This is a genomic window from Stappia taiwanensis (assembly GCF_014635285.1).
Taxonomy (GTDB): Bacteria; Pseudomonadota; Alphaproteobacteria; order Rhizobiales; family Stappiaceae; genus Stappia; species Stappia taiwanensis.
The window spans coordinates 164,673-188,715 of sequence record NZ_BMCR01000003.1; the positions used below are offsets into that span (position 1 = coordinate 164,673).

Sequence of the window (24,043 nt, forward strand, 5' to 3'; positions counted from 1 at the left end):
GAGCGAATGACCACCCGAAAACCGGCGCGGGAACGCAAGGCGGAAATCATTGAGGCGGCGCTTGGTCTGGCCGATGCGCTCGGTCCGGACCGGCTGACCACCGAGGCGATCGCCGAAAGCGTCGGCCTGACCCAGCCGGGGATCTTCCGGCATTTCCCGACCAAGCAGGCGATCTGGGTCGCGGTGGCGGAGCGCATCTCGCAGCTCATGGCCGAGGGCTGGCAGGCGGCGCTTGCGGGCCGGGAAGATCCGGCGGGGCGGCTGGAGGCGCTGGTACTGGCGCAATTCCGCATCATCCAGACGACGCCGGCGATCCCGGCAATCCTGTTTTCCCGCGAGTTGCACGCGGAAAACGACATGTTGCGCCAGACCTTCCTGGGGCTGATGCAAAAGTTTCAGGCAGCTCTCACGGCGGAGTTTCGGCGCGGGCAGGTCAGCGGGCGCTTCCGTCCCGACCTTGAGGCCGGCGATGCCGCGTTAATGCTGATCGGTCTCATTCAGGGGGTGGCCATTCGCTGGTCGCTGGGGGGGCGGTCGCGGCCGCTGGCCGAAGAAGGGGCGCGGTTGCTCGCTACCCACCTGCGCCTGTTCGCCGCTGGCGCGTTGGACATGTTGAATTTGGAGACGATGGAATGACCAAGCGACGGGTTTCCACCCTGATCGGCGTGCTGCTGCTGGCCGGGCTGGTGACGGGGGCGTATCTGTTCGTCCAGCACCGGCCGCTGTCCGTGCCGGTGGTGGCGCAGGAAACGAATGTCGACATTCGCGTCTTCGGACTGGGCACGGTCGAGGCGCGGGTGGTGTCCGAGATCGGCTTTGAGGTCAGCGCCGCCCTGACCGAGCTGCGCGCCGACCATGGCGATGCGGTGTCTAAGGGCGCGGTCCTGGCCCGGTTGCAGGACAGCGAGCAGCAGGCGCGGGTTCGGCGGGCGGAAGCGGCGGTCTTGGCCGCGTCTGTCACCATCCGCAAGGCGGAGGCCAACGTGGATCGCGCCCACTCGGTTCTGGAGCAGACCCGGCAGGTGAACCAGCGCCGCAAGGCGCTGGTCGGCAGCAATGTGGTCTCGCAGCAACAGGCCGACGAGAGCCAGCGCGATGAGGAGGTGGCGGCGGCGGAGCTGTCGGTCGCTCGCAGCGAGGTCGAGGTGGCCAAGGCGCAATTGGCCGATGCGGAGGCGGCGCTGTCCTATGAACGGACGGTGCTTGGCCAGCACACGCTGACGGCGCCCTTCGATGCGGTGATCGTCCGGCGCCACCGGGAGCCCGGTGCCGTCGTGCGCGAAGGCGAGGCGATCTTCACCCTGATGGCACCGGAGACCGTGTGGACGCTCGCCTATGTGGATGAAGCGCGTGCCGGTGCCATTGAGCTTGGCCAGTCGGCGGAGGTGCGCTTGCGCTCGCTGCCCCATGATGTCTTCCCGGCAAAGGTGGCGCGGATCGGCATCGAAAGCGACCGGGTGAACGAGGAGCGCCGGGTCTGGGTCAGTTGTCAGCAATGCCCGCCGCGCGCCTTTCTCGGCGAACAGGCGGAAGTGCGCATCACGGTTGCCCGGCTGGACACCGCGCTGATGGTGCCAGAGGCGGCGGTGGCGGGGTTCGATGGCCACACCGGCCGGGTCTGGACCGTGGAGGATGGCCGGTTTCAGCGCCGGGCGCTGGTCTTTGGTCACCGCAGCGAGGATGCCCGGCTTGAAGTGACCGGCGGCCTGCCGGAGGGAGCGCGCATCGTCAGCGCGGCGGTGTCGGGGCTTCGCGAAGGCCGGATGGCCCGGGTGAGCGATGGGGCCGCGCCATGAACCTTGCCTATCGGGATGTACGCCACAACCTCTTCCGCTTTCTCCTGACCTGCTTCGGGCTCAGCCTGCTGATGGCCGTGGTGCTGTCGATGATCGGCATCTACAACGGGCTGGTGGTCGATGCCCTGACCATCGCCCGCGCCCCCGGCGCCGATGTCTGGGTGGTGGAGGAGGGCACGCGCGGCCCCTTCGCCGAGGCTTCGCGCATTCCCGCCGACACGCGCGAATCGGTCGCCCGGCTGCATGGGGTGACGGCGGCCGGCAGCGTCACCTACCAGACGGCGGAGGCCGACTTCGCCGGCGGCAAGCTGCGGCTCTATGTGGTCGGCCACGAGCCGGGACGACCGGGCGCGCCGAAGGATCTGGTCGCCGGCCGGCCGATTGCCCGCAGCCATTATGAACTGGTGGCCGATACCCGCACGAAGCTGGAATTGGGCGACCGGCTGCGGTTGGGGCGCAATTCCTTCCAGGTGGTTGGCCTCGTCCGGAATCATGTCAATTCCGGTGGTGATCCGGCGGTTTACATCACCCTGAGCGATGCCCAGACCCTGCAATTCGAACTGGCGCCGCCGGCCGCGCGGGTGAAGATTGCCCGGGGTGGCTCGGTGGAGGGCACCGACACGGTCAACGCGGTGATCGCCCGGGTGGATCCCAACATCTCCGCCGATGCGGTTGCCGACACCGTGCGCCGCTGGAAGCATCTGGCAGCAATGAGCCAAGCGGGGCAGGAAAACCTTCTCACCCGTTCCGTGGTGGATCGCGCCCGGCGGCAGATCGGCCTGTTCATGGCCATCCTGTTGACCGTTTCGGCGGTGGTGATTGCCCTCATCATCTACACCATGACCATGGAGAAGCTGAAGCAGATCGCCACCTTGAAGCTGATCGGCGCGCCGGACCGCACCATCGTCGGCCTGATTGTCCAGCAGGCGTTGGCGCTGGGCGGCATCGGCTGGGCCTTCGGCCTCGGCGTCGTCATGTTGGTCAAGGACTACTTCCCGCGCCGGGTGGTTCTGGAGCCGGAAAACGCACTGGTGCTTGCCGGGATCATTGCCGCCGTCTGCATTCTGGCCAGTGGCCTGGGCGTGCGCGCGGCGCTGAAGATCGATCCGGCAACGGCATTGGGGGGCTGAGCCCATGAGCACGCGCGACCGCAAGGTTCTGATTGAAATTGATGCCGTGTCGAAGCATTTCGGCGAAGGCGACACCCGGGTCGATGCCCTGCGCCAGGTGAGCCTCGACATTCGCTCCGGCGAGGTGGTGGCGCTTCTGGGCCCCTCCGGCTCGGGCAAGACCACGCTGCTCAACGTCATCGGCTGCATTGTCGAGCCTGCCGCGGGCCGCCTCGTCATTGATGGCGAGGACGTCTACAGCGGGCGCTGGCTACGCGGCGACCTGCGCCGCCTGCGCCTCGACAAGATCGGCTTCATCTTCCAGTTCCACAACCTGCTGCCGTTTCTCGACACCACCGACAATGTGGCTCTGGTGCTGGAACTGGCCGGCAAGAGCCGCCGGCAGGCGCGCGAGCGGGCGGTGGAACTGCTGGAGTATCTGGAGATCGGTCACCGCCGCGATGCCATGCCGGCGCAGCTTTCCGGCGGCGAGGCCCAGCGGGTGGCGATTGCCCGGGCGCTGGCCAACAATCCGCGCATCATTCTCGCCGATGAGCCGACCGCCGCGCTCGATTCCAAGCGGGCGGGCATCGTCATGGATCTCTTGCGCAAGCTCGCCGCCGAACAGGATGCCTGCATCGTCGCCGTGACCCATGACGAGAAGATCTTCGACCGGTTCGACCACATTTTCCACCTGCGCGACGGCCGGCTCGATGGCAATGGCGGCGAGGACGGCGCGGCGACAGGCTAGCGACAAAACGGAGGGTGCGGCGATGACGGCGGGCGCGGGACCGGAAACACGGGGTAAGGCGACAAACGGGCGCTGGCAACGGGTGGCCGCGGGAGCGGCCATCCTGTTCGGCGTGGTGACCGTGCTCGCTGGCGGGCGGGTGCTCTTCGGCGGTGCCGAAGCCCGGGCGGCGGCGGGCGATATCGTGCCCTTCGTGCTCTGGTTCAACTTTCTCGCCGGTTTTGCCTATGCGGCCGCCGGGGTGGGGCTGTGGCGCGGTCGCCGCTGGGCGGTGCGGCTGTCATGGGTGATCCTCGCCGCGACTCTTGCGGTTTTCGCAGGCTTTGCGGGGCATATCCTGATGGGCGGGGCGTTCGAGCCGCGCACGCTCGGCGCAATGACGGTCCGAACCCTTGTCTGGGCCGGCATCGTCTGGACCTTCCGCCCAACCCGGGGGGGAAACGTGAGGGGCAGGCGGGCTCTCCCGTTCAGGGCGCCATAACGGCCGAAATCCTGGGGATGGCGAAATCGAGGAACGCGCGCGTTTTCGCTCCCTGCCGGGCCACAGGCCCTGCCTGAGGGCGCCCGCGTCACCATGGACGATGTGGAAGTGCGCCGGATTGTTGCGTCCGCCGACACGTTCTTCATCGCGTCCTGCGCAGAAGGAGGGGCGGATGTCTCCCATCGCGGCGGCGCGCCCGGGTTTCTCCGCTTGAGGGGCGACGGCGCGCTCTGCTTTCCGGATTACGCCGGCAATCGCTTCTTCAACACGCTCGGCAATATCGGCGCCAGTGGCCGTGCCGGGCTGTTCATTCCCGATTTTGCCAGCGGTGACGCCCTGCTGCTGACGGGCACGGCCGGGGTCGACTGGTCCCCGGCTCGGGTTGCCCCCCCCCCGCCGTCCCTGCCGGCGACTGACCTGATGTCCGCCCGGCCGCCCCGGCCAACGGTGGTAAAAAAACCTCCCGCTGGCCGGGGCAGCCACCCCCCTCCTCCCGCCACCGCAGGGCTGCCATGCAGTGGCGGCGGGGCGGGGTGCTTGACATAAGTTACGATTAGTAATTTAAGGGCGGTCGTAATTCGCGTATCAACCCCGGCCCGGTGCCATGTTCTCAACTGCCCTCCTCTTCATCAGCGATCCCGCGTGGGCGGGCGACCAGGCCGACCGGCGGGACCTCCCGCGCCGCTGGCGCCGGGGCCGCTGCACGCACTGTCCTCCCGGTCCGTGACGTGCCGGCCCCTGGCCGTCCTTTCGCGCGTTGGATTTCACGGAGACAGAAGATGCAGGGCATCAAGAGACGGGTCACCTATGTGGCCCTTTACGAGGCGTTGACCTTTCTCATCATCAGCGCCGCCTTTATCGCCGCTTCGGGCAAGGATGCGGTGCATTCCGGCAGCCTCGGGGTAATGACCGTGGTGGTCGCCATCGTCTGGAACACGATCTACAACAGCCTGTTCGAGATGTGGGAGGCGGGCCGCGCCCGCCGTGGCCGCTCGCTCGGCCGGCGCATTGCCCATGCGGTCGGCTTTGAAGTCGGTCTGGTGACGATTACCCTGCCGATGTTCGCCTGGTGGCTCGACATGACGCTGGCCGAAGCCTTCCTGCTCGACGCCAGCCTGACGCTTTTCTTCATGTTTTTCACCTTCGCCTACAACTGGGCCTTCGACCGGGTTTTCGGTCTGCCTCTTGCTGCTCAATGACCAAAGGAGCTTCCCGATGAACCGCATGACCCCCGTCACCGTCGACAGTGCCGACCCGGTGGCAACGCCGATCCTTGAAGGCTTCAAGACGCAATATGGCATGATCCCGAACTTCTTCGCCGCGCTCGGCGTCGATGGGGCCAGCCTCAGCGCCTATCTGAACTTCGCCAAGGCGCTGGAGGAAAACGACCTTCTCACCGAGCGGCTGCGCGAGATGATCGCGCTCGCCGTCGCCAATGCCAATGGCTGCCACTATTGCGTCAGCGGCCACACCTTCTCCGGCAAGAAGGCCGGCCTGTCGCCAGAGGACTGCATTGCCGCCCAATGCGGCAAGGCGGAAGACGCGCGCGAACAGGCAGCGCTGACCCTTGCCTTGCGGCTGATCGAGGCGCGCGGCCATCTGGAGGATGCGGAACTGGCGGGCGCGCGCGAGGCGGGCCTGAGCGAGCCGCAGATCGTGCAGATCTGCGCCTGGACCGGGCTGAACGCCTTCAGCAACTGGATCAACAACCTCGCCCGGCCGAAGATCGACTTCCCCAAGGTACCGCTTCAGCCGTAAAAAGGGCGGGCGGCAACGAGGGGAGAGGCACAATGCAGCAGCGCCGAATGTCGAAAGAGGCCCGAAGGGACCATCTTCTGGACACCGCCGCCGAGATCGTTGCCACCCGGGGCGCCGAGGCGCTGACACTGACGACGCTCGCGGAAGCCGCGGGCGTCACCAAGCCGATCACCTACAATCACTTCGAAAGCCGGGAGTTTCTGCTCTTGGCGCTCTACCGGCGCTACGACGAGTGGCTCGCTGCCCGCATGCGCGAGGGCCTGCGCGGCAAGGCGCGGGATCTTGCCGGCGCCGCCAGGGTGATCGCCGCAAGTTATCTCGATTGTACCGTGACCTACGGCGGGGTCTATGACGCGGCGGTCGCCGCGCTCGCCGCCTATCCGCAGCATCAGGGCATTCATGGCAAGATCCGCCGCGCCTATTGCGCGGCGTTCAGCCGCGCGCTTGGGCCGTTTCTGTCCGGGGCCGAAGGCTTGCTGACGCCCGGCCGCTGGATCGCCCTTTATGGCGTCGCCGAGGAACTGGGGCGTGCGGTGCTGGACGGGGACTTGCCCCGCGCCGAGGCCGAGGCCGAGATTGCCTCGGCGATGATCGCGCTCACCCTCCATCCGGGCTGAGCGAAAGGGAGGCGTTCCCCGTTTCGTCAGCTCATCCAGCGCAGGGTGCGGGCCTTGACCGGGTTCTGGAACGGGCGGTTTTCCGCGCCAGAGCGCACCCATTCGTCCTTGAGTTGCATCCACCAGCGCCCTTGCGTGTCCGCATCGTTGATCAGCATCAGCTTGGGATTGTACTTCAGCCCCTCGCGCTGCTGCACCACGACGCGCCGGTCCTGGTCGAGGAACACGGTCATCAGGTGGCGGATCAGCGGCTTGAACGGCCGCACCCAGCCCATGCTCGCCCAGAACATCTGCCGCACTTCCGTGTGGGTGCTGTCGATCGGTGTGATCGAGGTCAGCCCGACCACCGAATGCTTGCTGCCCTGGATGTGCTCGATGCGCAGCCCCGGCAGGGCGTAGCGGATTTCCGTGGTGACATCGTCGCCCAGCACCTTGTAGGCGATGTTCTGCGGCGGCAGCTTGTGTCGCACCATTGCCCAGCCCAGCTCGGACGGCGCGAACGGCTTCTCCTTCGGCCGCAGTCTCTTGGCGTTCTTCTTGAACCACCAGGAGGTGTGCACGAAGGCGGCGTGGGTCGGGTCCATCAGCCCCAGCGCCGCATGATCGACCGAACAGACGAAGGGCAGCATGATCGCCAGTTGCGGCGCCGCATCGGCGGCGAAATCCGGCAACAGCGGCGGCGCCGGCTGGCGACCGTCTTCCGGGCGCTCGCCGTTTTCCGGGAAGTAGATCCAGATCAACCCGTTCTGCTCGCGTGCGGCATAAGCGCCGCAGGTGATCTTGGAGGTGTCGATGGTCTGGGCCGCGTGGGTGGAGGGGATCTCCACACAGGTGCCGCCGGTGTCGAACCGCCAGCCGTGATAGCAGCATTGTACCGTCTCGCCGTCGAACCAGCCATGGCGCAGCGGAATGCCGCGATGCGGGCAGATGTCGCGCAAGGCAAAGACGCTGCCGTTCGCCGCGCGGCCGATCAACACCGGCTCCCCCATCAGGGTCTTGCCCAGCATCTTGCCGGCGGCGATCTCGGAGGAAGGGCAGGCGACATACCACAGACCGCGCAGCAGGTCGGCCTCAAGATTGTTCATGGAACGCAACTCCGGCGCTGGGGGGCGGACACCCCGGCGGTTTACCCGGTTGCGCCGCCGCACTCAAGCGCGGGCAATGCCGGATGGCGGGCAAAGGGGCGCAACGGGTGAGGGGGCGGAAACGGTGGAGGCACGTGAAAAAGGCGCGTCTCCGAGTGGAGCGCGCCTTGATCTTGTCTTGTCCGGAAGCGCCTTGCGGCGGCGGGCTGGCCCGCCGGCGAAGCGTCTTACGCGCCGAGCGCGCCCTTGGCCTTTTCGGTCAGCGCCTTGAACGCTTCCGGCTCGCGGATGGCGAGATCGGACAGCACCTTGCGGTCAACCTCAATGCCGGCCTTGTTCAGACCGTCGATGAAGCGGCCATAGGTAAGGCCCTGCTCGCGCACCGCCGCGTTGATCCGCTGGATCCACAGCGAGCGGAAATTGCGCTTGCGCGCCTTGCGGTCGCGGTAGGCGTACTGGGCGGCACGCTCGACCGCCTGCTTGGCGACGCGAATCGTGTTCTTGCGCCGGCCGTAGTAGCCCTTGGCGGCCTTGATGACCTTCTTGTGCTTTGCGTGGGCGGTTACGCCCCTTTTGACACGCGACATGGGTAGTACTCCTTGGAAAGTCTAAGACGCCGTCAGGCTCAGCCGTAGGGCAGGAACTTCTTGACGATGCGAGCGTCGGCCTCGCACAGCACGGTGGTGCCGCGCGCGTTGCGGATGAACTTGTTCGTCCGCTTGATCATGCCGTGACGCTTGCCCGCCTGGGCGGTCTTGACCTTGCCGGTCGCGGTCAGTTTGAAGCGCTTCTTTGCGCCGGACTTGGTTTTCAGCTTGGGCATTTTGCATCCTTTCTTGCACGGCTGGCGCTGAACCAGCCGATGTGTGTTGGAAGCCGTTATGAACCGCCACGGCATGCCCTTTTGTCGCAAGGGGTTGGCGCAAGGCCAACGGGTCCCGCGAAGCCGGGCGGCTCAGGACAGGCGCTTATAGGCAGCGTTCCGGCAAAACACAAGAGGATTCGTGCCGCTTTCCCGCCCCGATGCGCGCCCGGTCCGGATGGCGCCGGCGGAACGAAAAAGGCCCGGCGCGAGGGCCGAGCTTTTTGGCGTTCCGGTCAGTGTCCCGACGATGCGCTGGCGCGGAGCTCCGGCGCTGTCGTCAGGGCGCTGCGCGAAGGTCAGCGGGCGATCGGCGCCAGCACCATCACCATCTGCCGGCCTTCCAGCCGCGGGTGAGATTCGACCTTGGCGAATTCGGCGGTCTCGTCACGCACCTTGTTCAAGAGGGCGATGCCGAGGTCCTGATGCGCCATTTCGCGTCCGCGAAACCGCAGGGTCACCTTCACCTTGTCGCCTTCGTCGAAGAAACGCTTCATGTTCCGCATCTTCACCTCATAGTCATGGGTGTCGATGTTCGGCCGCATCTTGATTTCTTTGACTTCGACGACCTTCTGCTTCTTGCGCGCCTCTGCCGCCTTCTTCTGGCTCTGGTACTTGTACCGGCCATAATCGAGGATCTTGCAGACGGGCGGAGAAGAGTTCGGCGAGATTTCGACCAGGTCGAGGCCAGCATCAACGGCGCGCTGCAGGGCCTCTTCCGTCGGTGTCACACCGAGGTTGCTCCCGTCATGGTCGATGAGCTGCACTTCCCGAACGCGGATCTCTTGGTTTGTGCGCGGGCCTTCCTTGGTCGGCGGCGGTGCGCGGTATGGACGGCGAATGGTCGCGATCTCCTCTGTTGTCCAAACAAACGATGGGCCCGAATCGCAAAAGCCTTCGAAGGCTTACGCCAAAGGCCCCGCACGTTGAACGCCGAGGTCAGGAAGGCAAGCAATCCGGAGACATGAAAATCCAGTGAAACCGCGGCAAAGTCAACCGTGTTTGCTGCCGGCGCGGCAATTGTCGATGAGCCTGTCATAGATCGCAAGGGTTGCCCCGCACATGGCCTCGCGCGAGAAGCGCGCGCTGACATGCCTGAGCGCCCGTGCGGTCACGTCAGTGCGGGTCCCGGCGTCAAGCGCCAGCACCTCGTCGAGGGCATCGGCAAGGGCGGACGCATCGCCGGCCGGAACCCGCCAGCCGGTGCGCGCCTCCTCCGTCACCTCGGGCGGGGCGAGCACGGTTTCGCGCGCGCCGCCAAGGTCGGTGGCGATGATCGGCACCGAAGCCGCCTGGGCTTCCACCGCCGCCCGGCCGAAGGCTTCGGGCTCCGTCGAGGCGACCACCGAGACATCGGCCAGCGCCAGCGCCGCCGCCACATCGGCGCAATGGCCGGGCAGTCGTATCCGGTCGGCGAGCCCCGCCGCCGCGATCCGCGCCCGTAGCATCTGCGAATAGTCCCGCCGGCCCTGGTCGTCGCCGGCAAGAATCGCGGTCCACGCCGCGTCCGGATTTGTGCTCGCCAGCCGCGCCAATGCGTCGATCAGCACCGTCTGGCCCTTCCAGCCGGTCAGCCGCGCCAGATTGAGGATCACCGGCGTCTCGGGTGCGATCCCCCAGGCCTGCCGCAGGGCGTTGCGGCGCGCGTCGGACACCGCATGCGGCGCCAGGCCGCCCAGATCCGAGCCGCGGTGGATCACCGTCAGCCGGTCCGCGGCGAACGGATGACGTTCGGCGATCAGATCGGCGGTGTAGCGGGAGTTGGCGATCACCACGTCGCCTCGCACCATGACGGAATTGTACAGCCCCTTCAGTGCGTTGGTCTGCTTGTAGATGCCATGATAGGTGGTGACGAATGGCCGCGCCGTACGCCGTGCGGCGATCAGCGTCGACCAAGCCGGGGCGCGGGAGCGCGCGTGCAGGAGGTCGACCCGTTCCCGTTCGACGATTCGCGCCAGCGTACCGGCGTTGCGCCAGATCCGCCAGGGGGATTTCGTCGCCAGCGGCAGGGTGATGTGCTTGGCCCCCAGTGCTTCAAGCTCCGTCACCAGCCGCCCGCCGGCGGAGGCGACCAGCGCCCGGTGGCCGGCGGCGACCAGCGCGGCGGCAATGTCGACGGTGGTCCTTTCCGCGCCGCCGGTTTCCAGCTCCGGGATGATCTGAAGAACGCAATAGGGGGGCACGGCGGGGTCCTTGGCGGGGCCTGTGGCGGCGATCTGTCGCAAACGGCGCGATGGAAAGGGCGGCCCTTCTCATCGGCGCGCGCCTGTGCCAAACCCGGCAACAGGCGAGGCATGGAGGCATAGTATGTCAGCACCGGAACTGCAATTCATCACGGTTGGCGAGGGCGCGGACGCCCGCCGCATCGCCATCGACCGGGCCGAGGGGACACCTGGCCGTTGCGGCTTTTTCTGGCTGTCCGGCTTCAAGTCGGACATGGCCGGAACCAAGGCGGAAGAGCTCGCCGGTTTTGCCGCGCGGACCGGCCGGGCGATGACCCGCTTCGATTATTCCGGTCATGGCGTGTCGGAAGGCGACTTCGAGGCGGGCACGATTTCCCGCTGGGCGGAGGAAGCGCTGGCGGTGTTCGACCGCTGCTGCGCCGAGCCGACGGTCGTGGTCGGTTCCTCCATGGGCGGCTGGATTGCGCTGCTTCTGGCGCGGGCGTTGCGCGCGCGCGGGCAGGCCGTCGCCCCGCTTGCCGGCATGGTGCTGATCGCTCCGGCACCCGATTTTACCGAGGAACTGATGTGGAAGCAGGAGTTTACCGACGAGATCCGCGAGATGATCCTGCGTGACGGCCGATTCGAACGCCCGTCCGAGTATGACGACAGCCCCTATGTGATCACCCGCGAGCTGATCGAGGATGGCCGCAGCAACCTGCTGTTGGGCGGGGCGGTGGAAACCGGCTGTCCGGTGACCATCCTGCAGGGCCAGCGCGACGATGCCGTGCCGTGGCAACACGCCTTGCGGCTCGTGGAGTGCCTGGCGCGCGACGATGTGACCCTGACCCTCGTCAAGGATGGCGATCACCGCCTGTCGCGGCCAGAGGACATGGTTCGGCTGATGGCGGCGGCGGCAAACCTTGCCGAGGGCGCGGAGGCCGATATCTGACGGCGCGGGCGGAATTTTCCACCTCAGGTCATCGCTTTGTCGTATTTCGCGAAAAGGCTTGTCTTGGCATCATCTTTCCATCGGTTCCCAAGCGGTGAGGATTCCATGACAGGTCGCAAGCATTTCATTCTCGCAATCGACGGCGGCGGTGTGCGCGGGCTGGTCCCCTTGCGGGTTCTGGAAAGCCTCGAAACGCGGATGCGCGCCCGTGGCAAGTCCGGGCCGCTGCACCGCTATTTCGACCTGATGGCCGGCACCTCCACCGGCGGCCTGATCGTCGCCGGCCTCAGCGCGCCGAAGCCCGACGACATGAGCGGAGCCCCGGCGGCGACCGTCGAGGAGTTGCGCGGCTTCTTCGAGGTGGAGGCCCGCGAGGTGTTCCACCGTCGGCGGCTGCTGGAGCGGCTCGTCACCAATCCGCTGACGCTGTTCGATCAGCGGTATGACGAACGTCCGCTGGAGGGGCTTCTCAAGGCGCGGTTCGGCTGGACCTCGATCGCCTCGGCGCTGACCCATGTGGTGCTGACCGCCTATGACATGGAAGCGCGCGAGGCGGTGTTCATGACCAATGGCCGCCAGAGCGACGGCAGCCGCCCGGATGATTTCTATTTCTGGCAGGCGGTGCGCGCGACCACCGCCGCGCCGGTCTATTTCGAGCCGGCCAAGGTGGAGAACCTGACCCGGGGCACCGATCAGGTGCTGGTCGATGGCGGCGTCTTCCTCAACAACCCGGTGCTCGCCGCCTATGTGGAAGGACGCAAGCTCGGCTGGCGGCCCGAGGATATGGTGATCCTGTCGTTGGGCACTGGCGCGCGCCGTCACCGGGGCTACAGTTACGAGGAGGCTGCCGGCTGGGGCGCGCTTGGCTGGTTGTCGCCGGCAAATGACACGCCGCTCTTGTCGGTGCTGTCTCACGGGCAGGCCACCACCGCCGCCTATCAGGCCGACTGGCTGCTGCCGGAGGCGGGCGTTGGTGAGGTGATTCGCCTTGATGGCGAGTTGCCGCGTGCGGCCGAGGCAATCGACAACACCCGGCCGGGCAACATCATCGAGCTGAACGGGGTCGCCGACCGGATCATTCGCGACAACACCGAATTGCTCGACCGGCTTGCCGGGGAAATCTCCGAGCGGAGCGACTGGACCGCCGGAGGGCTGTCGCAGCATGGTTAACCGAGTGTAAACGCCTCGGTGTGACACTTGCGTGAGCGCTCTTCAGGCCCCGTTCATCAGGGCAAGAAGCAGCCGCAGGCAGGTGGAGTGAGGGAGAAATGCGGATGTCCCGGGTCCATCACGCACAGGAGATCCGCCGGAGAGCCGGTGTGACAAGCCGCGCTGCCGCATTCTGTCTGGCGCTCGCCGGCAGCGTGCCGGTGGCATCTTCGGCACTGGCGGAGACGCCGCTGCCGCGCGCCAAGCCCTCAGCCGATATCGCCCGATTGGTTGCCACCTCCACCATCACGCCGGCAGCGCTGATGCCGGCAATCACGGCGCCTGCTCCGGTCGCACCGTCGCAGGGCGGGGACAAGGCGCAGCTGTTGGTGGTTCCGCTGCCGGTCCCGGCACCGCAAAACCGCCCGCCCGCCGGCTCCCTTGCACCGCCGGTGGCCCGTGAGGCAGCATTCAAGCGCCCCTCCCGCAAGGCGGTTGCCAAGACCTATTTCGGCGCCCGGACCACGCCGGCGCCGCTCGCCGCCCGCTCCATCGGCTCCTATGCCAAGGGCTGTCTGGCCGGCGGGCGCGCCCTGGCGATCAACGGGCCGAGCTGGCAGGTGATGCGCCTGTCACGCAACCGCAACTGGGGCCATCCTGAGCTGATCGATTTTCTGGAGAGCCTTGCCGCCGATGCGCCCAGGCTCGGCTGGAACGGGCTTCTCGTTGGCGATCTGGCGCAGCCGCGCGGCGGGCCGATGCTCTCCGGTCACGCCAGCCATCAGATCGGCCTGGATGCGGATATCTGGCTGACGCCGATGCCGGACCGGGTGCTGACTCGACAGGAGCGCGAGGAGATTTCCGCCGTCTCCATGCTCAAGGGGCCGTCGAACCTGAAGAACGCTGACCGGGGCGTTGACCCGGCGAAATGGACCGCCTCCCGCGCCCGGCTGATCCGCCGCGCCGCGAGCGATCCGCGCGTTGCCCGCATCTTCGTTCATCCGGGCATCAAGCAGGCGCTGTGCCGCTTTGAGACCGGCAATCGCGGCTGGCTGCGCAAGGTCCGGCCGTGGTGGGGGCACCACTATCATTTCCACGTGCGCATGGCGTGTCCCGCAGGCAGTGCCGGCTGCAAGGACCAGAACCCGCCACCGCCCGGCGATGGCTGCGGCAAGGAGCTGGCCTGGTGGCTGTCCGACGAGCCCTGGGTGCCGAAAAAGTCGAAGAAACCATCGAAACCGGCGAAGAAAAAACGCGGCCTGAGCCTCGCCGCCCTGCCCAATGCCTGCATGGATGTGCTGATGGCAAGGTAGGGTGCGAACCTCAGAGGGCATTAATCCCCTTTGGGCTTGCGTGAATCCCCTTTGCGCCTGCCTGCGGTGATGGTAAACGGGCGCGCATGAGCACCAAGACCATCTCCGATATCCGCAACTTTTCCATCGTCGCCCATATCGACCATGGCAAGTCGACATTGGCCGACCGCCTGATCCAGATGACCGGGACGCTGACCACCCGTGAGATGAAGGAGCAGGTGCTCGATTCGATGGACATCGAGCGCGAACGCGGCATCACCATCAAGGCGCAGACCGTGCGCCTGATCTACACCGCCAAAGACGGGCAGCAATACAAGCTGAACCTGATCGACACCCCGGGCCACGTGGACTTCGCCTATGAGGTGTCGCGCTCGCTGGCCGCCTGCGAGGGCTCGCTGCTGGTGGTCGATGCCAGCCAGGGTGTCGAGGCGCAGACGCTGGCCAATGTCTATCAGGCGATCGACAACGATCACGAGATCGTCCCGGTGCTCAACAAGGTCGATCTGCCGGCGGCCGAACCGGACCGCATCAAGGAGCAGATCGAGGATGTGATCGGCCTCGATGCCTCCGATGCGGTGATGATCTCGGCCAAGACCGGTCTGGGCGTCGACGAGGTGCTGGAAGCCATCGTCACCCGCCTGCCGGCGCCCCAGGGCGACCCGGATGCGCCGCTCAAGGCGCTGCTGGTCGACAGCTGGTACGACGCCTATCTCGGCGTGATGGTACTGGTGCGCATCATCGATGGCCGGCTGAAGAAGGGCCAGAAGATCAAGATGATGGGCACCGGGGCCTCCTATGAGGTGGACCGGGTCGGCGTCATGACGCCGAAGTTCCTGACCATCGACGACCTCGGCCCCGGCGAAATCGGCGTTCTCACCGCCTCGATCAAGGAAGTGGCCGATACCCGTGTCGGCGACACCATCACCGATGACCGCAAGCCCTGTGCCGAGGCGCTGTCCGGGTTCAAGCCGGCGCAGCCGGTGGTGTTCTGCGGCCTGTTTCCGGTCGATGCCAACGACTTTGAGGATCTGCGCGCGGCCATGGGCAAGCTGCGGCTGAACGATGCCTCCTTCTCCTTCGAGATGGAGACCTCGGCGGCGCTGGGCTTCGGCTTCCGTTGCGGCTTCCTCGGCCTGTTGCACCTGGAGATCATTCAGGAGCGGCTGGAGCGCGAGTTCGATCTGGACCTGATCGCCACCGCGCCCTCGGTGGTCTACCGGATGCATCTCACCGACGATACCTTGCAGGAGCTGCACAACCCGGCCGACATGCCCGATCCGGTGAAGATCGCCAGCATCGAGGAGCCGTGGATCCGCGCCACCATCATGACCCCCGACGAGTATCTCGGGGCGATCCTGACGCTCTGCCAGGAGCGGCGCGGCGTGCAGGTCGATCTGAACTACGTCGGCAGCCGGGCGATGGTCACCTACGACCTGCCGCTGAACGAGGTGGTGTTCGATTTCTATGATCGGCTGAAGTCGATCTCCAAGGGCTATGCCTCGTTCGACTATCAGATCACCGAGTACCGCGAGGGCGATCTGGTGAAGATGTCGATCCTGGTCAATGCCGAGCCGGTCGATGCGCTTTCGGTGCTGGTGCACCGGTCGCAGGCGGACCGGCGCGGCCGGGCCATGTGCGAGAAGCTCAAGGACCTGATCCCCCGGCACATGTTCAAGATCCCGATCCAGGCCGCCATCGGCGCCCGGGTCATCGCCCGCGAAACCATTGCCGCCCTGCGCAAGGACGTCACCGCCAAGTGCTACGGCGGCGATGCCACCCGAAAGCGCAAGCTTCTGGAGAAGCAGAAGGAAGGCAAGAAGAAGATGCGCCAGTTCGGCAAGGTGGAGATCCCGCAGGAAGCCTTCATCAAGGCCCTGAAGATGGATTCCTGAGTATCGGCGTGGCGCTGTCGCGGCCTATTCGGCGGCGACCAGCGCTGGCGGCTGCCACGCGCCGCTTTCGATTTCCGCGATCTGCCGGTCGATCTGTTCCAGCACGAAGCGGGCAAACGGGCCGAGGTGGACATAGAGCGCCACCATCTGCAGCATCGGATTGAGCGCGCGCGGATTGCGCAGCAAGGTGTGGCCGATCATCCGCCACAGAGCACCGCGATGGGCGGGGTGCTTGCGCGTGATCGACCAGATCAGCCGGCCCAGCTTCCTGATATCCGAGCCGAGACGGGCGTTGAGCATGTCGCCATTGGGTCCGCTCATGTCCAGCAGCGACACCAGCTTGCGCAGTCGGGAGAAATAGGCCTCCGGCGCATAGACCCGTTCGATCACCTTGCGATAGTCGGCAAGGATTTCCGCGCGCGGGCGCAGGGTTTCGAAGTTGAGCCCGGCGGTGCATTGGTCGCCGACCTGATGCTCCGGATCGGCCACGTCGAATTCGGCGTGAAGCCGCCCCTGCGCCGCCAGCCTCCGGGTGAGCTGGGTGGTGGGCAGGGCATAGAGCAGCCCGGCCATGGCAACCGGCACGGCCGCCTCCTCGATCAGCCCGGCAATCTCATCGGCCACCTGGTCGCTTTCCTCATCGAAGCCGACGATGAAGCCGCCGACCACGAAGATGCCCGCCTCATAGACCTTGCGGACGCTGGCGGCGATGTCGCGGCGGGTGTTCTGCTTCTTGCGCGTGGCGGTGAGCACGTCCGGATCGGGGCTTTCGATGCCGATGAACACGGCGAAGAAACCGGCCTGCTGCATCATGGTCAGAAGGGCCGGGTCGTCGGCCAGGTTGAGTGAGGCTTCGGTCGACAGTTCGAACGGGCGCCTATGGGCCTTCTGCCAGGCGATCAGCTCCGGCAGGAACGCCTTCACCGCCTTCTTGTTGCCGATCAGGTTGTCATCGACGAAATCCACGTGGCCGCGATAGCCGAGATCGTAGAGCGCCTGCAGCTCGCGCAGGATTTGCGCATTGGTCTTGGTGCGCGGCTTGCGCCCGTAAAGCTCGATGATGTCGCAGAACTCGCAGGTGAACGGACAGCCGCGCGAGTACTGCACATTGACCTGAACGTAATTGTCGAAATTCAAAAGGTCGAAGCGCGGCACCGGTGTCTGGGTGACGTCGGTCTTGAATTTCTCCGCTTCGAAGGTGCCCGCGCGCTCGCCCCGCTCGAAGGCGGCGATGAAGCGCGGCAAGACCTCTTCCGCCTCGCCGAGAACCCGGAAGTCGGCGTCGCCGTACTGCTCCGGGCTTGAAGTCACGTCGGGGCCGCCGACCACCACCGGCACCCCTGCGCTTCGGCATTCTGCGATGATCGTCTGCACATCTGACTGTTGCGGCAGCATGCCGCCGGTGAAGACGATATCCGCTGACCGGATGTCGCTGTCCGCCAGCGTTTCGGTGTTGCGGTCGATCAGCCGCACGTTCCAGGTGTCCGGCAGCATCGCCGCGACGGTGATCAGGCCGAGCGGCGGGGCGGGGTATTTCGCGCCAACCAGTTCGCAGGTGCTCCGGTAGTTCCAGAAGGACCCGGCCTGAAAGCGGGGGTAGACCATCAGAACTTGGATGTCGGTCGGCATCGGATCCCTCATGTCCGGGCTTTGCAGGTTTGACCTGTACCCGTCTCCGTCGGCGCGCTCTCGTTGAGAGACGTTAACAAAAAACACGTGAAAATACAGACCGAAAACGGCGGCGCACCGCGCAGGAAGCGTGCCTGCCAGATCTTTTCACGTATCGGTCTGATGGGAGCTATTGCAATTTGCAGAACAGTCACCATTTCTTAACAGTGATTGTTCATAAGTATTCGGCGCATTCGGAACCGATAAGGTTTCTGCGGCCGGGCGACCCGAATTTCTACCCGGGCACGGCTGCTTCCGAAAATTCGCGTTCTCAGTGTCCGCCAGGGCCGGACGTCCGTTCGGCTTCTTGGGCGGTGTGCCTGATGACAGGCGGCGTCGGGAAGAATGGGCAATTGCCAAAAAAGCAAAATGAAAGAGACTTGAAATGCAGCTTGGAAATGTAAAGTGGTTCGATATCGGCACCGGTATCGGACAGATTGAAGCGGACGAAGGCGACTTCGTTCATGTGGGCATCGATGTGGTTCGCCGTGCCGGCGAGGCAACGCTGCGCGAAGGCCAGTTGGTTGTCTATGACCTGGAATATGCCAAGGGCCGTTCGGTCGCCGACAACCTGCGAGTTCTGTAGAACGTGAAACGAGCTGTCCCGGACCAGACAAGGTCTCCGGGGCGGATGGATTGACCTCTTGTACTGATGCATCGAGGGCAGCTCCGTGAGAGCGCCAGATGCCGGAAACGGGGCGCCGTGCGTGTGAAGCGCGTCGCCTTCAGTTTCCTCCGCCCGCCGGCGTGGACCGGGTTTGGGCCGACATCTTCCGTAACCGTAGCATCGCCACGAGGCCAAACGCCGGGCCGAGCGCCAGAAGGGCCAGCATGACCGGCCAGCCGAGCGCTTCGGCCAGCATTGGCGTTGCCTGTACGGTGAGAAAGCTCAAGGTAAAGCCGAGCGCGGTTTGTAGGGTCATCAGGCTGCCGGCTTGCTCCGGCGGGGCATGATCGGCCACCAGCGCGGAAAACTGCGCGGAGTCCGGAATGATCGAAAACCCCCAGAGCAGAAAGATCGCACCGACCAGCAGCGGCGCGCCGCCGAAGCTGAGCGCCGCGGCGATGGCGCAGCTGCCGCTGGTCGCAAGTGCGGCAATGGCAACGTTTTCCTTTCCGATCCGGTCGGCGATCCAGCCCGCGCCGATACAGGCGCAGCCCCCTGCGGCGATGGCGGCGAAGGTAACGATACGCGCCCACGCCAGCGCATCGCCGCCGTCGAGGGTGAGAGCGAAGGAGGCGGCCATGGCGGTGACCGCCCAGGTCCACATCGCATAGAGCTCCCACATATGGCCGAGATAGCCCGCATAGGCGAGGCGGATGCCCCGATTGGTCCAGGCGGATGCAACGACGCTGGGGTCGAACCGGGTGGCATTGGCATGGTGCGGCCCGAGCCGGACCAGCAGCGCCAGTCCGGCGGCGGCAAGCGCTGCCAGCGAGGCGGTGACGACCGTCGCCCGCCAGTTGGCGCCGCCAGCAAAGGAGATCAGATACGGCGCGGCAGAGCCGAGTGTCACGGCGCCGACCAGAAGGCCGACGAGAAACCCCCGGTCGCGTACCCCCCAGCCAACCGCGATCTTCATGCCCACCGGATAGACCCCGGCGAGCAGCGCGCCGGTGGCCATGCGTGCGGCAATCGCCGCGATGCCGCCGATGGGCAGCACCAGAAGGCTGGCGTTGACCAGTGCGGCCAGCGCGGCACAGGCGGCGAACAGCCGGCTGGGATGGATCCGGTCGGCCAGACCGAGCACCGCCGAGGTCAGCGCGCCGATGACGAAGCCGATCTGCACGCCGCTCGACAGCAGCGCCTGGCGCGGGCTGGACACCGGCGCCTCGCGCAGCATTTCCGGCAGGATCGCCGCCGAGACGAACCACAGGGAAAGTGCGGCCACCACGGCAATGGCCAGCAAGGTGAGGGCGGTGGTCTTGATGGCCGTGGCTCCTGTCGGTCGGTGGCGGATGGCCGGACGAGCAAGCATCCTGTGTTTTTCACAGGCCGGTCAAGCGGCTGGTCAAGCCAGGTGATGGCCGACGAGACGGGTGGTATTTTCGATTGACCGGATTTTTGTTTCGTTTGATTGTCCGGCCAGCTGACATTGAAAGAAAACGAAACTTCGGGAGGCGTTGCCGGATGAGCGGATTTATCCTCGCCATTGACCAGGGCACCACATCCAGCCGGGCGATTGTCTTTGACGACGCCTTGCATGCCGTGGCGAGCGGACAGCAGGAGTTTGCCCAGCATTTTCCGCATTCCGGCTGGGTCGAGCATGACCCGGAGGATATCTGGACCAGCACGCTGGCGGTGTGCCGCGAAGCGCTGGCCGCTACGCCCGGCGGTGCTTCGGCGATCGCCGCCATCGGCATCACCAACCAGCGCGAAACCACGGTGGTGTGGAACCGCAAGACCGGCCGGCCGGTGGCCAATGCCATCGTCTGGCAAGACAGGCGCACGGCCGGAACCTGTGCCCGGCTGCAGCGCGAGGGGCACGAAGCGGCGGTGATAGAAAAGACCGGTCTGCTGCTCGATCCCTATTTCTCCGGCACCAAGCTTGCCTGGATCCTCGGCCATGTCGAGGGCGCGCGCGCGGCGGCCAAGGCCGGTGATCTCTTGTTCGGCACGGTCGACAGCTGGCTGATCTGGCGGCTGACCGGCGGCCGCTCCCATGTGACCGATGCCACCAACGCCTCGCGCACCCTGCTCTACAACATCAACGACAATTGCTGGGACGCGGAGCTTTGCGGGCTGCTCGACATTCCCATGTCGATGCTGCCTGAGGTGAAGGACAGCGCCGATCTATTCGGCACGCTCGATGCGGAGCATTTCGGGGCTGAACTGCCGATCCTCGGGGTTGCCGGCGATCAGCAGGCGGCGACCGTCGGCCAGGCCTGCTTCGCGCCGGGAATGGTGAAATCGACCTATGGCACCGGCTGTTTCGCGCTGATCAACACCGGCGAAAGCCGGGTGGTGTCTCAGAACCGGCTGTTGTCGACCATCGCCTACCGGCTGGGCGGCAAGACCACCTATGCGCTGGAAGGCTCGATCTTCGTCGCCGGCAGCGCGGTGCAGTGGCTGCGCGACGGCCTGAAGATCATTTCACAGGCGGGCGAAAGCCAGCGGCTTGCAGAAGCCTCCGACCCCGAGGCGCGGCTTTACATGGTGCCGGCCTTCGTCGGGCTCGGTGCGCCCTATTGGGATCCGGATGCGCGCGGCGCGATCTTCGGTCTCACCCGGGCGAGCGGGCCGGCGGATTTCTGCCGTGCGGCGCTGGAAAGCGTCGGCTATCAGACCCGGGATCTGATCGAGGCGATGCGCGCCGACGCGTCGGGCCTCGGTCAGGCGGACATGGTGTTGCGGGTCGATGGCGGCATGACCGTGTCCGACTGGACCATGCAGTTCCTCGCCGACAGTCTCGGCGCGCCGGTCGACCGGCCAGAGGTGCTGGAGACCACGGCGCTGGGTGCGGCCTGGCTTGCCGGCTGGAAGGCAAGTGTCTGGCCGGATCAGGACGCCTTTGCCGAGCGCTGGCGGCTTGAGCGGCGGTTCGAGCCGCAAATGTCGGCGGAGGAACGCGACAGGCTGTATGCCGGCTGGCAGGACGCGGTCGCCCGCACCCGCTCCACCGGCAGCGGCGCCTGAGTCTTCTCTAGCGCCAGCCGTCCCGGTAAAGCGCTTCGAGAGCCTGTCGGTAGTTTGGAAAGCGGAAGGCGTAGCCCAGCTCCCGCTTCAGCCGGGCGTTGGAAACCCGCTTGTTCTCCCCATAGAACGAACGGGCCATCGGCGTCAGTTCGGCGGTTTCGAAATCCTGTTCCGGCGGCGGGGTGCGGCCCAGAAGCTGGGCCGCATAGGCGACCACATCCTGCGGCGGGGCCGGCTCGTCGTCGGTGACGTTGTAGATCCGCGTTGCCGAAGGGGTGTCGATGGCCGCCTCCAGCGCGCCGGCGATATCCGCGACGTGAATGCGGTTGAATACCTGCCCCGGCTTGACCAGCCGCCGGGCCGTGCCCTTGTCGAAGTTGACGAAGGCATTGCGCCCGGGGCCGTAGATGCCGGCCAGACGAAAGATCTCAACCGGAAGGCCGGTGGCCTTGGCCCAGTCGAGCCATGCGTCTTCCGCCGCCAGCCGCTGCACCGACCGCCGGGACACTGGCCGGCAGGGCGTCTCCTCATCGACCCAGGCGCCATCGTGATTGCCGTAGACCCCGACGGTGGACAGGTAACCGGTCCACTGCGGCCGGGCTGCGCTAAGATCGTCCCGGTAGTGCCGCAGCACCGGGTCGCCGTTCGCATCCGGGCCGATGGAGATGAGCACGTGACTGGCCTGCCGCAGCGCTTCGGCGGTTGCCGCGTCGCGTGCCGTGCCGTCGAATAGGAACGGCGCGACGCCCGCCGCCGTCATCGTCGCCGCCTTGTCGGAAGAGCGCGTGGTGGCGCCGATCCACGAACAGCGGCCGCGGACCCGCTCGACGAAGGCTGAGGCGGAATAGCCGTAACCGAAGATGAACAGGCGCATGGCGGACCTTTGCGGTTGGGTCAGGTCAGCGACAAGTCGTCGCGGCGGATCTCGTAAAGCATCACGGCGGTGGCGACCGCAAGGTTGAGGCTGTCGGCCTGGCCCACCTGGGGAATGCGCGCCAGATGGGTGCAGGTCTCGGCCATTTCGTCCGGCAGGCCGGCCTGCTCGTTGCCCATCAAAAGGAGGGTCGGCCGCGCGTAGGGGATGGTGCGGTAGTCGGTCGAGCCCTTGAGATGGGTGCCGACCACCGTTCCCGGCCATTTTTTCACCAACGCGCGAAACGCCTCGCGGCTCATCCGCGTCATGGGCACGTGGAAGATGGAGCCCATGGTCGCCCGCACCGCTTCCACGGCGAAGGGATCGGTGGTCTCGCCGATGAGCAGGAGCCCCCGGGCGCCGACCGCATCGGCGGTGCGCAGGATGGTGCCGAGATTGCCCGGATCGCGCACGTGGTCAAGGGCGACCCAGACCCCTTGTGGATCCTGTGCCACCGCCTCGGGGGCGAGGAACTTCTGTTCGTAGACACCGACCACCATCTGCGGATTGTCGCGGCGGGTGACGGCGGCCAGAACGGCGGTGGAGACCTCCAGGATGGTGGCCCCGCGTGCCCGCGCCCGGGCGGCGGTCTCGCGCGCCGCGTCGCTTTCCAGCGCCTCCGGCCCCAGAACCAGCATGTCGATGGTCCAGCCGGCGGCGAGTGCGTCTGTCGCCAGCTTCAGCCCTTCCGCGACGAAGCGACCGGTCCGCTGCCGGTGCTTGCGCTGGCCGACCAGCGCCTTGATGTCCTTGATCAGCGGATTGGAGAAGGAGGTGATCTTCTTGACCGCGCCGGGCCGTCCCGTGCCGCCGGCGCTCATGCTCCGCTCCAGCGCGAGAACAGCGAGGTGGACAGCGCCCGGTCGCCGGCTTCGGCCCTGAGCACCAGCTCTCCAGATTCCAGAAGGCCGCCCCGGGTCTTCAGCGTGTCGGCCATCACCTCGTGCAGAGACAGGAAGGAGGAGCGGATCGCATAGGCGGTCAGCACCAGGAAGCGCGCGTCTGGCGCCAGAATGCGCTCCAAAAGGGTGAGCATCTCCGGCAGGCTTTCATAAAGGTCCCAGATCTCGCCCTTGGGGCCGCGTCCGTATTTCGGCGGGTCGAGGACGATGCCGTCATAGGTGTTGCCGCGCTTGACCTCGCGGGTGACGAATTTCAGCGCGTCGTCGCAGATCCAGCGGATCGGCAGATCCTCCATGCCGGACAGCGCCTGATTCTCCCGCGCCCAGCCGATCGCCTTCTTCGAGGCGTCCACATGGGTGACCTTCGCGCCCGCCGCCGCCGGCAGCAGGGAGGCAAGCCCGGTGTAGCCGAACAGGTTGAGGACCTTCAGCGGCCGGTTGGCGCGGCGCACCTGATCGGCCATCCATTGCCAGTGGGCTGCCTGCTCGGGAAAGACGCCAACATGGCGGAAGGACATGAAGCGGCCGAGATAGCGCACCCCATCATAGGCCATCTCCCAGGTTTCCGGCAGGTCGCGGTTGACGCGCCAGCGGCCGGGCCCGTCATCCTCGTCGGTGCCGGTGAAGATGGCATCCGCCGCGTCCCAGGCGCGGGGCGGCAGCCGGCGCGGCCCCATGGCCTGCGGCTCCGGCCGGTCGACGGTCACCGGGCCGTAGCGCTCCAGCTTGCGCCCCTCGCCCATGTCGAGCAGGGCATAGTCATCCCAGCCACGGGTCTCCAGCATCACCGGCCAGACGGAGCGCGGCGGTTTGCCGGGAGCGGCCGGAACGGCACTGGACAAGGGGTCGGACACGGGAAAGCGCCTCCACTGGCTGCGGACATGAGGAAAAGGGCTCGGTCCGGATCGCCTTAAGACGCTTCGCCGCCCGGGTCAATGCGCCTGCGGAAACTGTCCGGGCGCACCGGCGCGGGCGCGATTGCGCTTCTGTTGCGGT

23 protein-coding genes and 1 pseudogene are annotated in these 24,043 nt (G+C 66.3%); 14 read left to right on the forward strand and 10 right to left on the reverse strand.

Annotation, left to right across the window (positions count from 1 at the left end):
- The first annotated feature begins 6 nt into the window (after positions 1 to 6).
- The 8 genes from IEV83_RS08125 to IEV83_RS08165 all read left to right on the forward strand — a co-directional run bounded on the left by IEV83_RS08125 (position 7) and on the right by IEV83_RS08165 (position 6,512).
- Positions 7 to 636, forward strand: coding sequence for a TetR/AcrR family transcriptional regulator (locus tag IEV83_RS08125; RefSeq protein WP_181761026.1), 630 nt, complete (start codon positions 7 to 9; stop codon positions 634 to 636).
- Positions 633 to 1,796 (forward strand): efflux RND transporter periplasmic adaptor subunit, encoded by a 1,164-nt coding sequence (locus IEV83_RS08130; protein ID WP_181761025.1) that lies wholly within the window; start codon positions 633 to 635, stop codon positions 1,794 to 1,796. The genes IEV83_RS08125 and IEV83_RS08130 overlap by 4 nt, the downstream gene beginning before the upstream one ends.
- Complete coding sequence (locus IEV83_RS08135) at positions 1,793 to 2,926, forward strand: ABC transporter permease (protein ID WP_181761024.1); 1,134 nt, start codon at positions 1,793 to 1,795, stop codon at positions 2,924 to 2,926. The genes IEV83_RS08130 and IEV83_RS08135 overlap by 4 nt, the downstream gene beginning before the upstream one ends.
- A 4-nt stretch (positions 2,927 to 2,930) precedes the next feature.
- Positions 2,931 to 3,656: an ABC transporter ATP-binding protein gene (locus IEV83_RS08140; protein ID WP_181761023.1), complete on the forward strand. Its 726-nt coding sequence runs from the start codon at positions 2,931 to 2,933 to the stop codon at positions 3,654 to 3,656.
- A gap of 22 nt (positions 3,657 to 3,678) precedes the next feature.
- A complete protein-coding gene (locus IEV83_RS08145; protein ID WP_244628115.1) occupies positions 3,679 to 4,137 on the forward strand; it encodes a hypothetical protein in 459 nt (152 codons plus the stop codon).
- 779 nt (positions 4,138 to 4,916) lie between these two features.
- A complete protein-coding gene (locus IEV83_RS08155) occupies positions 4,917 to 5,336 on the forward strand; it encodes a PACE efflux transporter (protein WP_181761021.1) in 420 nt (139 codons plus the stop codon).
- A gap of 16 nt (positions 5,337 to 5,352) precedes the next feature.
- On the forward strand, positions 5,353 to 5,895 hold the full coding sequence (locus tag IEV83_RS08160) for a carboxymuconolactone decarboxylase family protein (protein WP_181761020.1): 543 nt from the start codon (positions 5,353 to 5,355) through the stop codon (positions 5,893 to 5,895).
- A gap of 32 nt (positions 5,896 to 5,927) precedes the next feature.
- A complete protein-coding gene (locus IEV83_RS08165) occupies positions 5,928 to 6,512 on the forward strand; it encodes a TetR/AcrR family transcriptional regulator (RefSeq protein ID WP_181761019.1) in 585 nt (194 codons plus the stop codon).
- 26 nt (positions 6,513 to 6,538) lie between these two features.
- On the opposite strand, the gene IEV83_RS08170 is transcribed toward IEV83_RS08165, so the two are convergent.
- The 5 genes from IEV83_RS08170 to IEV83_RS08190 form a co-directional block, all read right to left on the reverse strand.
- Positions 6,539 to 7,597: a Rieske 2Fe-2S domain-containing protein gene (locus IEV83_RS08170; protein ID WP_181761018.1), complete on the reverse strand. Its 1,059-nt coding sequence runs from the start codon at positions 7,595 to 7,597 to the stop codon at positions 6,539 to 6,541.
- A gap of 227 nt (positions 7,598 to 7,824) precedes the next feature.
- Positions 7,825 to 8,184 carry a 50S ribosomal protein L20 gene (rplT, locus tag IEV83_RS08175; RefSeq protein ID WP_181761017.1) on the reverse strand — a complete coding sequence of 120 codons (360 nt, stop codon included), beginning with the start codon at positions 8,182 to 8,184 and terminating at the stop codon, positions 7,825 to 7,827.
- Between the two features lie 38 nt (positions 8,185 to 8,222).
- Positions 8,223 to 8,420: a 50S ribosomal protein L35 gene (rpmI, locus tag IEV83_RS08180; protein WP_181761016.1), complete on the reverse strand. Its 198-nt coding sequence runs from the start codon at positions 8,418 to 8,420 to the stop codon at positions 8,223 to 8,225.
- Between the two features lie 338 nt (positions 8,421 to 8,758).
- On the reverse strand, positions 8,759 to 9,301 hold the full coding sequence (gene infC / locus IEV83_RS08185; RefSeq protein ID WP_181761045.1) for a translation initiation factor IF-3: 543 nt from the start codon (positions 9,299 to 9,301) through the stop codon (positions 8,759 to 8,761).
- Between the two features lie 150 nt (positions 9,302 to 9,451).
- Positions 9,452 to 10,642 (reverse strand): glycosyltransferase family 4 protein, encoded by a 1,191-nt coding sequence (locus tag IEV83_RS08190; RefSeq protein ID WP_209003049.1) that lies wholly within the window; start codon positions 10,640 to 10,642, stop codon positions 9,452 to 9,454.
- A gap of 124 nt (positions 10,643 to 10,766) precedes the next feature.
- On the opposite strand from IEV83_RS08190, the gene IEV83_RS08195 reads away from it, so the two are divergent.
- From IEV83_RS08195 to lepA, 4 genes are all read left to right on the forward strand, one after another.
- The gene (locus IEV83_RS08195) at positions 10,767 to 11,573 is read left to right on the forward strand and encodes an alpha/beta hydrolase (protein ID WP_181761015.1); all 807 of its coding nucleotides are present in this window, start codon (positions 10,767 to 10,769) and stop codon (positions 11,571 to 11,573) included.
- Positions 11,574 to 11,678: 105 nt separating this feature from the next.
- Entirely contained in the window at positions 11,679 to 12,743 is a 1,065-nt protein-coding gene (locus tag IEV83_RS08200) for a patatin-like phospholipase family protein (protein WP_181761014.1), read from the forward strand.
- A 302-nt stretch (positions 12,744 to 13,045) separates the two neighbouring features.
- A complete protein-coding gene (gene mepA / locus IEV83_RS08205; RefSeq protein ID WP_244628134.1) occupies positions 13,046 to 14,035 on the forward strand; it encodes a penicillin-insensitive murein endopeptidase in 990 nt (329 codons plus the stop codon).
- Positions 14,036 to 14,121: 86 nt separating this feature from the next.
- Complete coding sequence (gene lepA, locus IEV83_RS08210; RefSeq protein ID WP_181761012.1) at positions 14,122 to 15,927, forward strand: translation elongation factor 4; 1,806 nt, start codon at positions 14,122 to 14,124, stop codon at positions 15,925 to 15,927.
- 24 nt (positions 15,928 to 15,951) lie between these two features.
- On the opposite strand, the gene IEV83_RS08215 is transcribed toward lepA, so the two are convergent.
- Positions 15,952 to 17,556 (reverse strand): B12-binding domain-containing radical SAM protein, encoded by a 1,605-nt coding sequence (locus tag IEV83_RS08215; protein ID WP_181761011.1) that lies wholly within the window; start codon positions 17,554 to 17,556, stop codon positions 15,952 to 15,954.
- A gap of 424 nt (positions 17,557 to 17,980) precedes the next feature.
- On the opposite strand from IEV83_RS08215, the gene IEV83_RS08220 reads away from it, so the two are divergent.
- Positions 17,981 to 18,181, forward strand: a complete 201-nt coding sequence (locus IEV83_RS08220) for a cold shock domain-containing protein (protein WP_181761010.1) — start codon at positions 17,981 to 17,983, stop codon at positions 18,179 to 18,181.
- Between the two features lie 319 nt (positions 18,182 to 18,500).
- On the opposite strand, the pseudogene IEV83_RS08225 reads toward IEV83_RS08220, so the two are convergent.
- A pseudogene (locus IEV83_RS08225) lies at positions 18,501 to 19,574 on the reverse strand (MFS transporter); the annotation flags it as partial.
- Positions 19,575 to 19,726: 152 nt separating this feature from the next.
- Between IEV83_RS08225 and glpK the strand changes: the two are divergent.
- Positions 19,727 to 21,232 (forward strand): glycerol kinase GlpK, encoded by a 1,506-nt coding sequence (glpK, locus tag IEV83_RS08230; protein ID WP_181761008.1) that lies wholly within the window; start codon positions 19,727 to 19,729, stop codon positions 21,230 to 21,232.
- A 7-nt stretch (positions 21,233 to 21,239) separates the two neighbouring features.
- On the opposite strand, the gene IEV83_RS08235 is transcribed toward glpK, so the two are convergent.
- From IEV83_RS08235 to IEV83_RS08245, 3 genes are read right to left on the reverse strand one after another with little or no spacing between them, the layout of a single operon-like run.
- Positions 21,240 to 22,106, reverse strand: a complete 867-nt coding sequence (locus IEV83_RS08235; protein WP_181761007.1) for an SDR family oxidoreductase — start codon at positions 22,104 to 22,106, stop codon at positions 21,240 to 21,242.
- A gap of 20 nt (positions 22,107 to 22,126) precedes the next feature.
- Positions 22,127 to 22,966 (reverse strand): TrmH family RNA methyltransferase, encoded by an 840-nt coding sequence (locus tag IEV83_RS08240; protein WP_181761006.1) that lies wholly within the window; start codon positions 22,964 to 22,966, stop codon positions 22,127 to 22,129.
- The gene (locus IEV83_RS08245) at positions 22,963 to 23,901 is read right to left on the reverse strand and encodes a class I SAM-dependent methyltransferase (protein WP_371873422.1); all 939 of its coding nucleotides are present in this window, start codon (positions 23,899 to 23,901) and stop codon (positions 22,963 to 22,965) included. Before IEV83_RS08245 ends, IEV83_RS08240 begins: the two co-directional genes overlap by 4 nt.
- Positions 23,902 to 24,043 lie beyond the last annotated feature (142 nt).

Bases quoted from the DNA above. Each gene is read 5' to 3' on its own strand.
- rplT (WP_181761017.1), bottom strand. From the start codon at position 8,184: ATGTCGCGTGTCAAAAGGGGCGTAACCGCCCACGCAAAGCACAAGAAG.
- IEV83_RS08140 (WP_181761023.1), top strand. From the start codon at position 2,931: ATGAGCACGCGCGACCGCAAGGTTCTGATTGAAATTGATGCCGTGTCG.
- IEV83_RS08165 (WP_181761019.1), top strand. From the start codon at position 5,928: ATGCAGCAGCGCCGAATGTCGAAAGAGGCCCGAAGGGACCATCTTCTG.
- IEV83_RS08220 (WP_181761010.1), top strand. From the start codon at position 17,981: ATGCAGCTTGGAAATGTAAAGTGGTTCGATATCGGCACCGGTATCGGA.
- IEV83_RS08160 (WP_181761020.1), top strand. From the start codon at position 5,353: ATGAACCGCATGACCCCCGTCACCGTCGACAGTGCCGACCCGGTGGCA.
- IEV83_RS08130 (WP_181761025.1), top strand. From the start codon at position 633: ATGACCAAGCGACGGGTTTCCACCCTGATCGGCGTGCTGCTGCTGGCC.
- glpK (WP_181761008.1), top strand. From the start codon at position 19,727: ATGAGCGGATTTATCCTCGCCATTGACCAGGGCACCACATCCAGCCGG.
- IEV83_RS08195 (WP_181761015.1), top strand. From the start codon at position 10,767: ATGTCAGCACCGGAACTGCAATTCATCACGGTTGGCGAGGGCGCGGAC.
- mepA (WP_244628134.1), top strand. From the start codon at position 13,046: ATGCCGGCAATCACGGCGCCTGCTCCGGTCGCACCGTCGCAGGGCGGG.
- rpmI (WP_181761016.1), bottom strand. From the start codon at position 8,420: ATGCCCAAGCTGAAAACCAAGTCCGGCGCAAAGAAGCGCTTCAAACTG.
- IEV83_RS08170 (WP_181761018.1), bottom strand. From the start codon at position 7,597: ATGAACAATCTTGAGGCCGACCTGCTGCGCGGTCTGTGGTATGTCGCC.
- IEV83_RS08215 (WP_181761011.1), bottom strand. From the start codon at position 17,556: ATGCCGACCGACATCCAAGTTCTGATGGTCTACCCCCGCTTTCAGGCC.
- IEV83_RS08240 (WP_181761006.1), bottom strand. From the start codon at position 22,966: ATGAGCGCCGGCGGCACGGGACGGCCCGGCGCGGTCAAGAAGATCACC.
- IEV83_RS08235 (WP_181761007.1), bottom strand. From the start codon at position 22,106: ATGCGCCTGTTCATCTTCGGTTACGGCTATTCCGCCTCAGCCTTCGTC.
- IEV83_RS08200 (WP_181761014.1), top strand. From the start codon at position 11,679: ATGACAGGTCGCAAGCATTTCATTCTCGCAATCGACGGCGGCGGTGTG.
- IEV83_RS08155 (WP_181761021.1), top strand. From the start codon at position 4,917: ATGCAGGGCATCAAGAGACGGGTCACCTATGTGGCCCTTTACGAGGCG.
- lepA (WP_181761012.1), top strand. From the start codon at position 14,122: ATGAGCACCAAGACCATCTCCGATATCCGCAACTTTTCCATCGTCGCC.
- IEV83_RS08125 (WP_181761026.1), top strand. From the start codon at position 7: ATGACCACCCGAAAACCGGCGCGGGAACGCAAGGCGGAAATCATTGAG.
- IEV83_RS08145 (WP_244628115.1), top strand. From the start codon at position 3,679: ATGACGGCGGGCGCGGGACCGGAAACACGGGGTAAGGCGACAAACGGG.
- IEV83_RS08135 (WP_181761024.1), top strand. From the start codon at position 1,793: ATGAACCTTGCCTATCGGGATGTACGCCACAACCTCTTCCGCTTTCTC.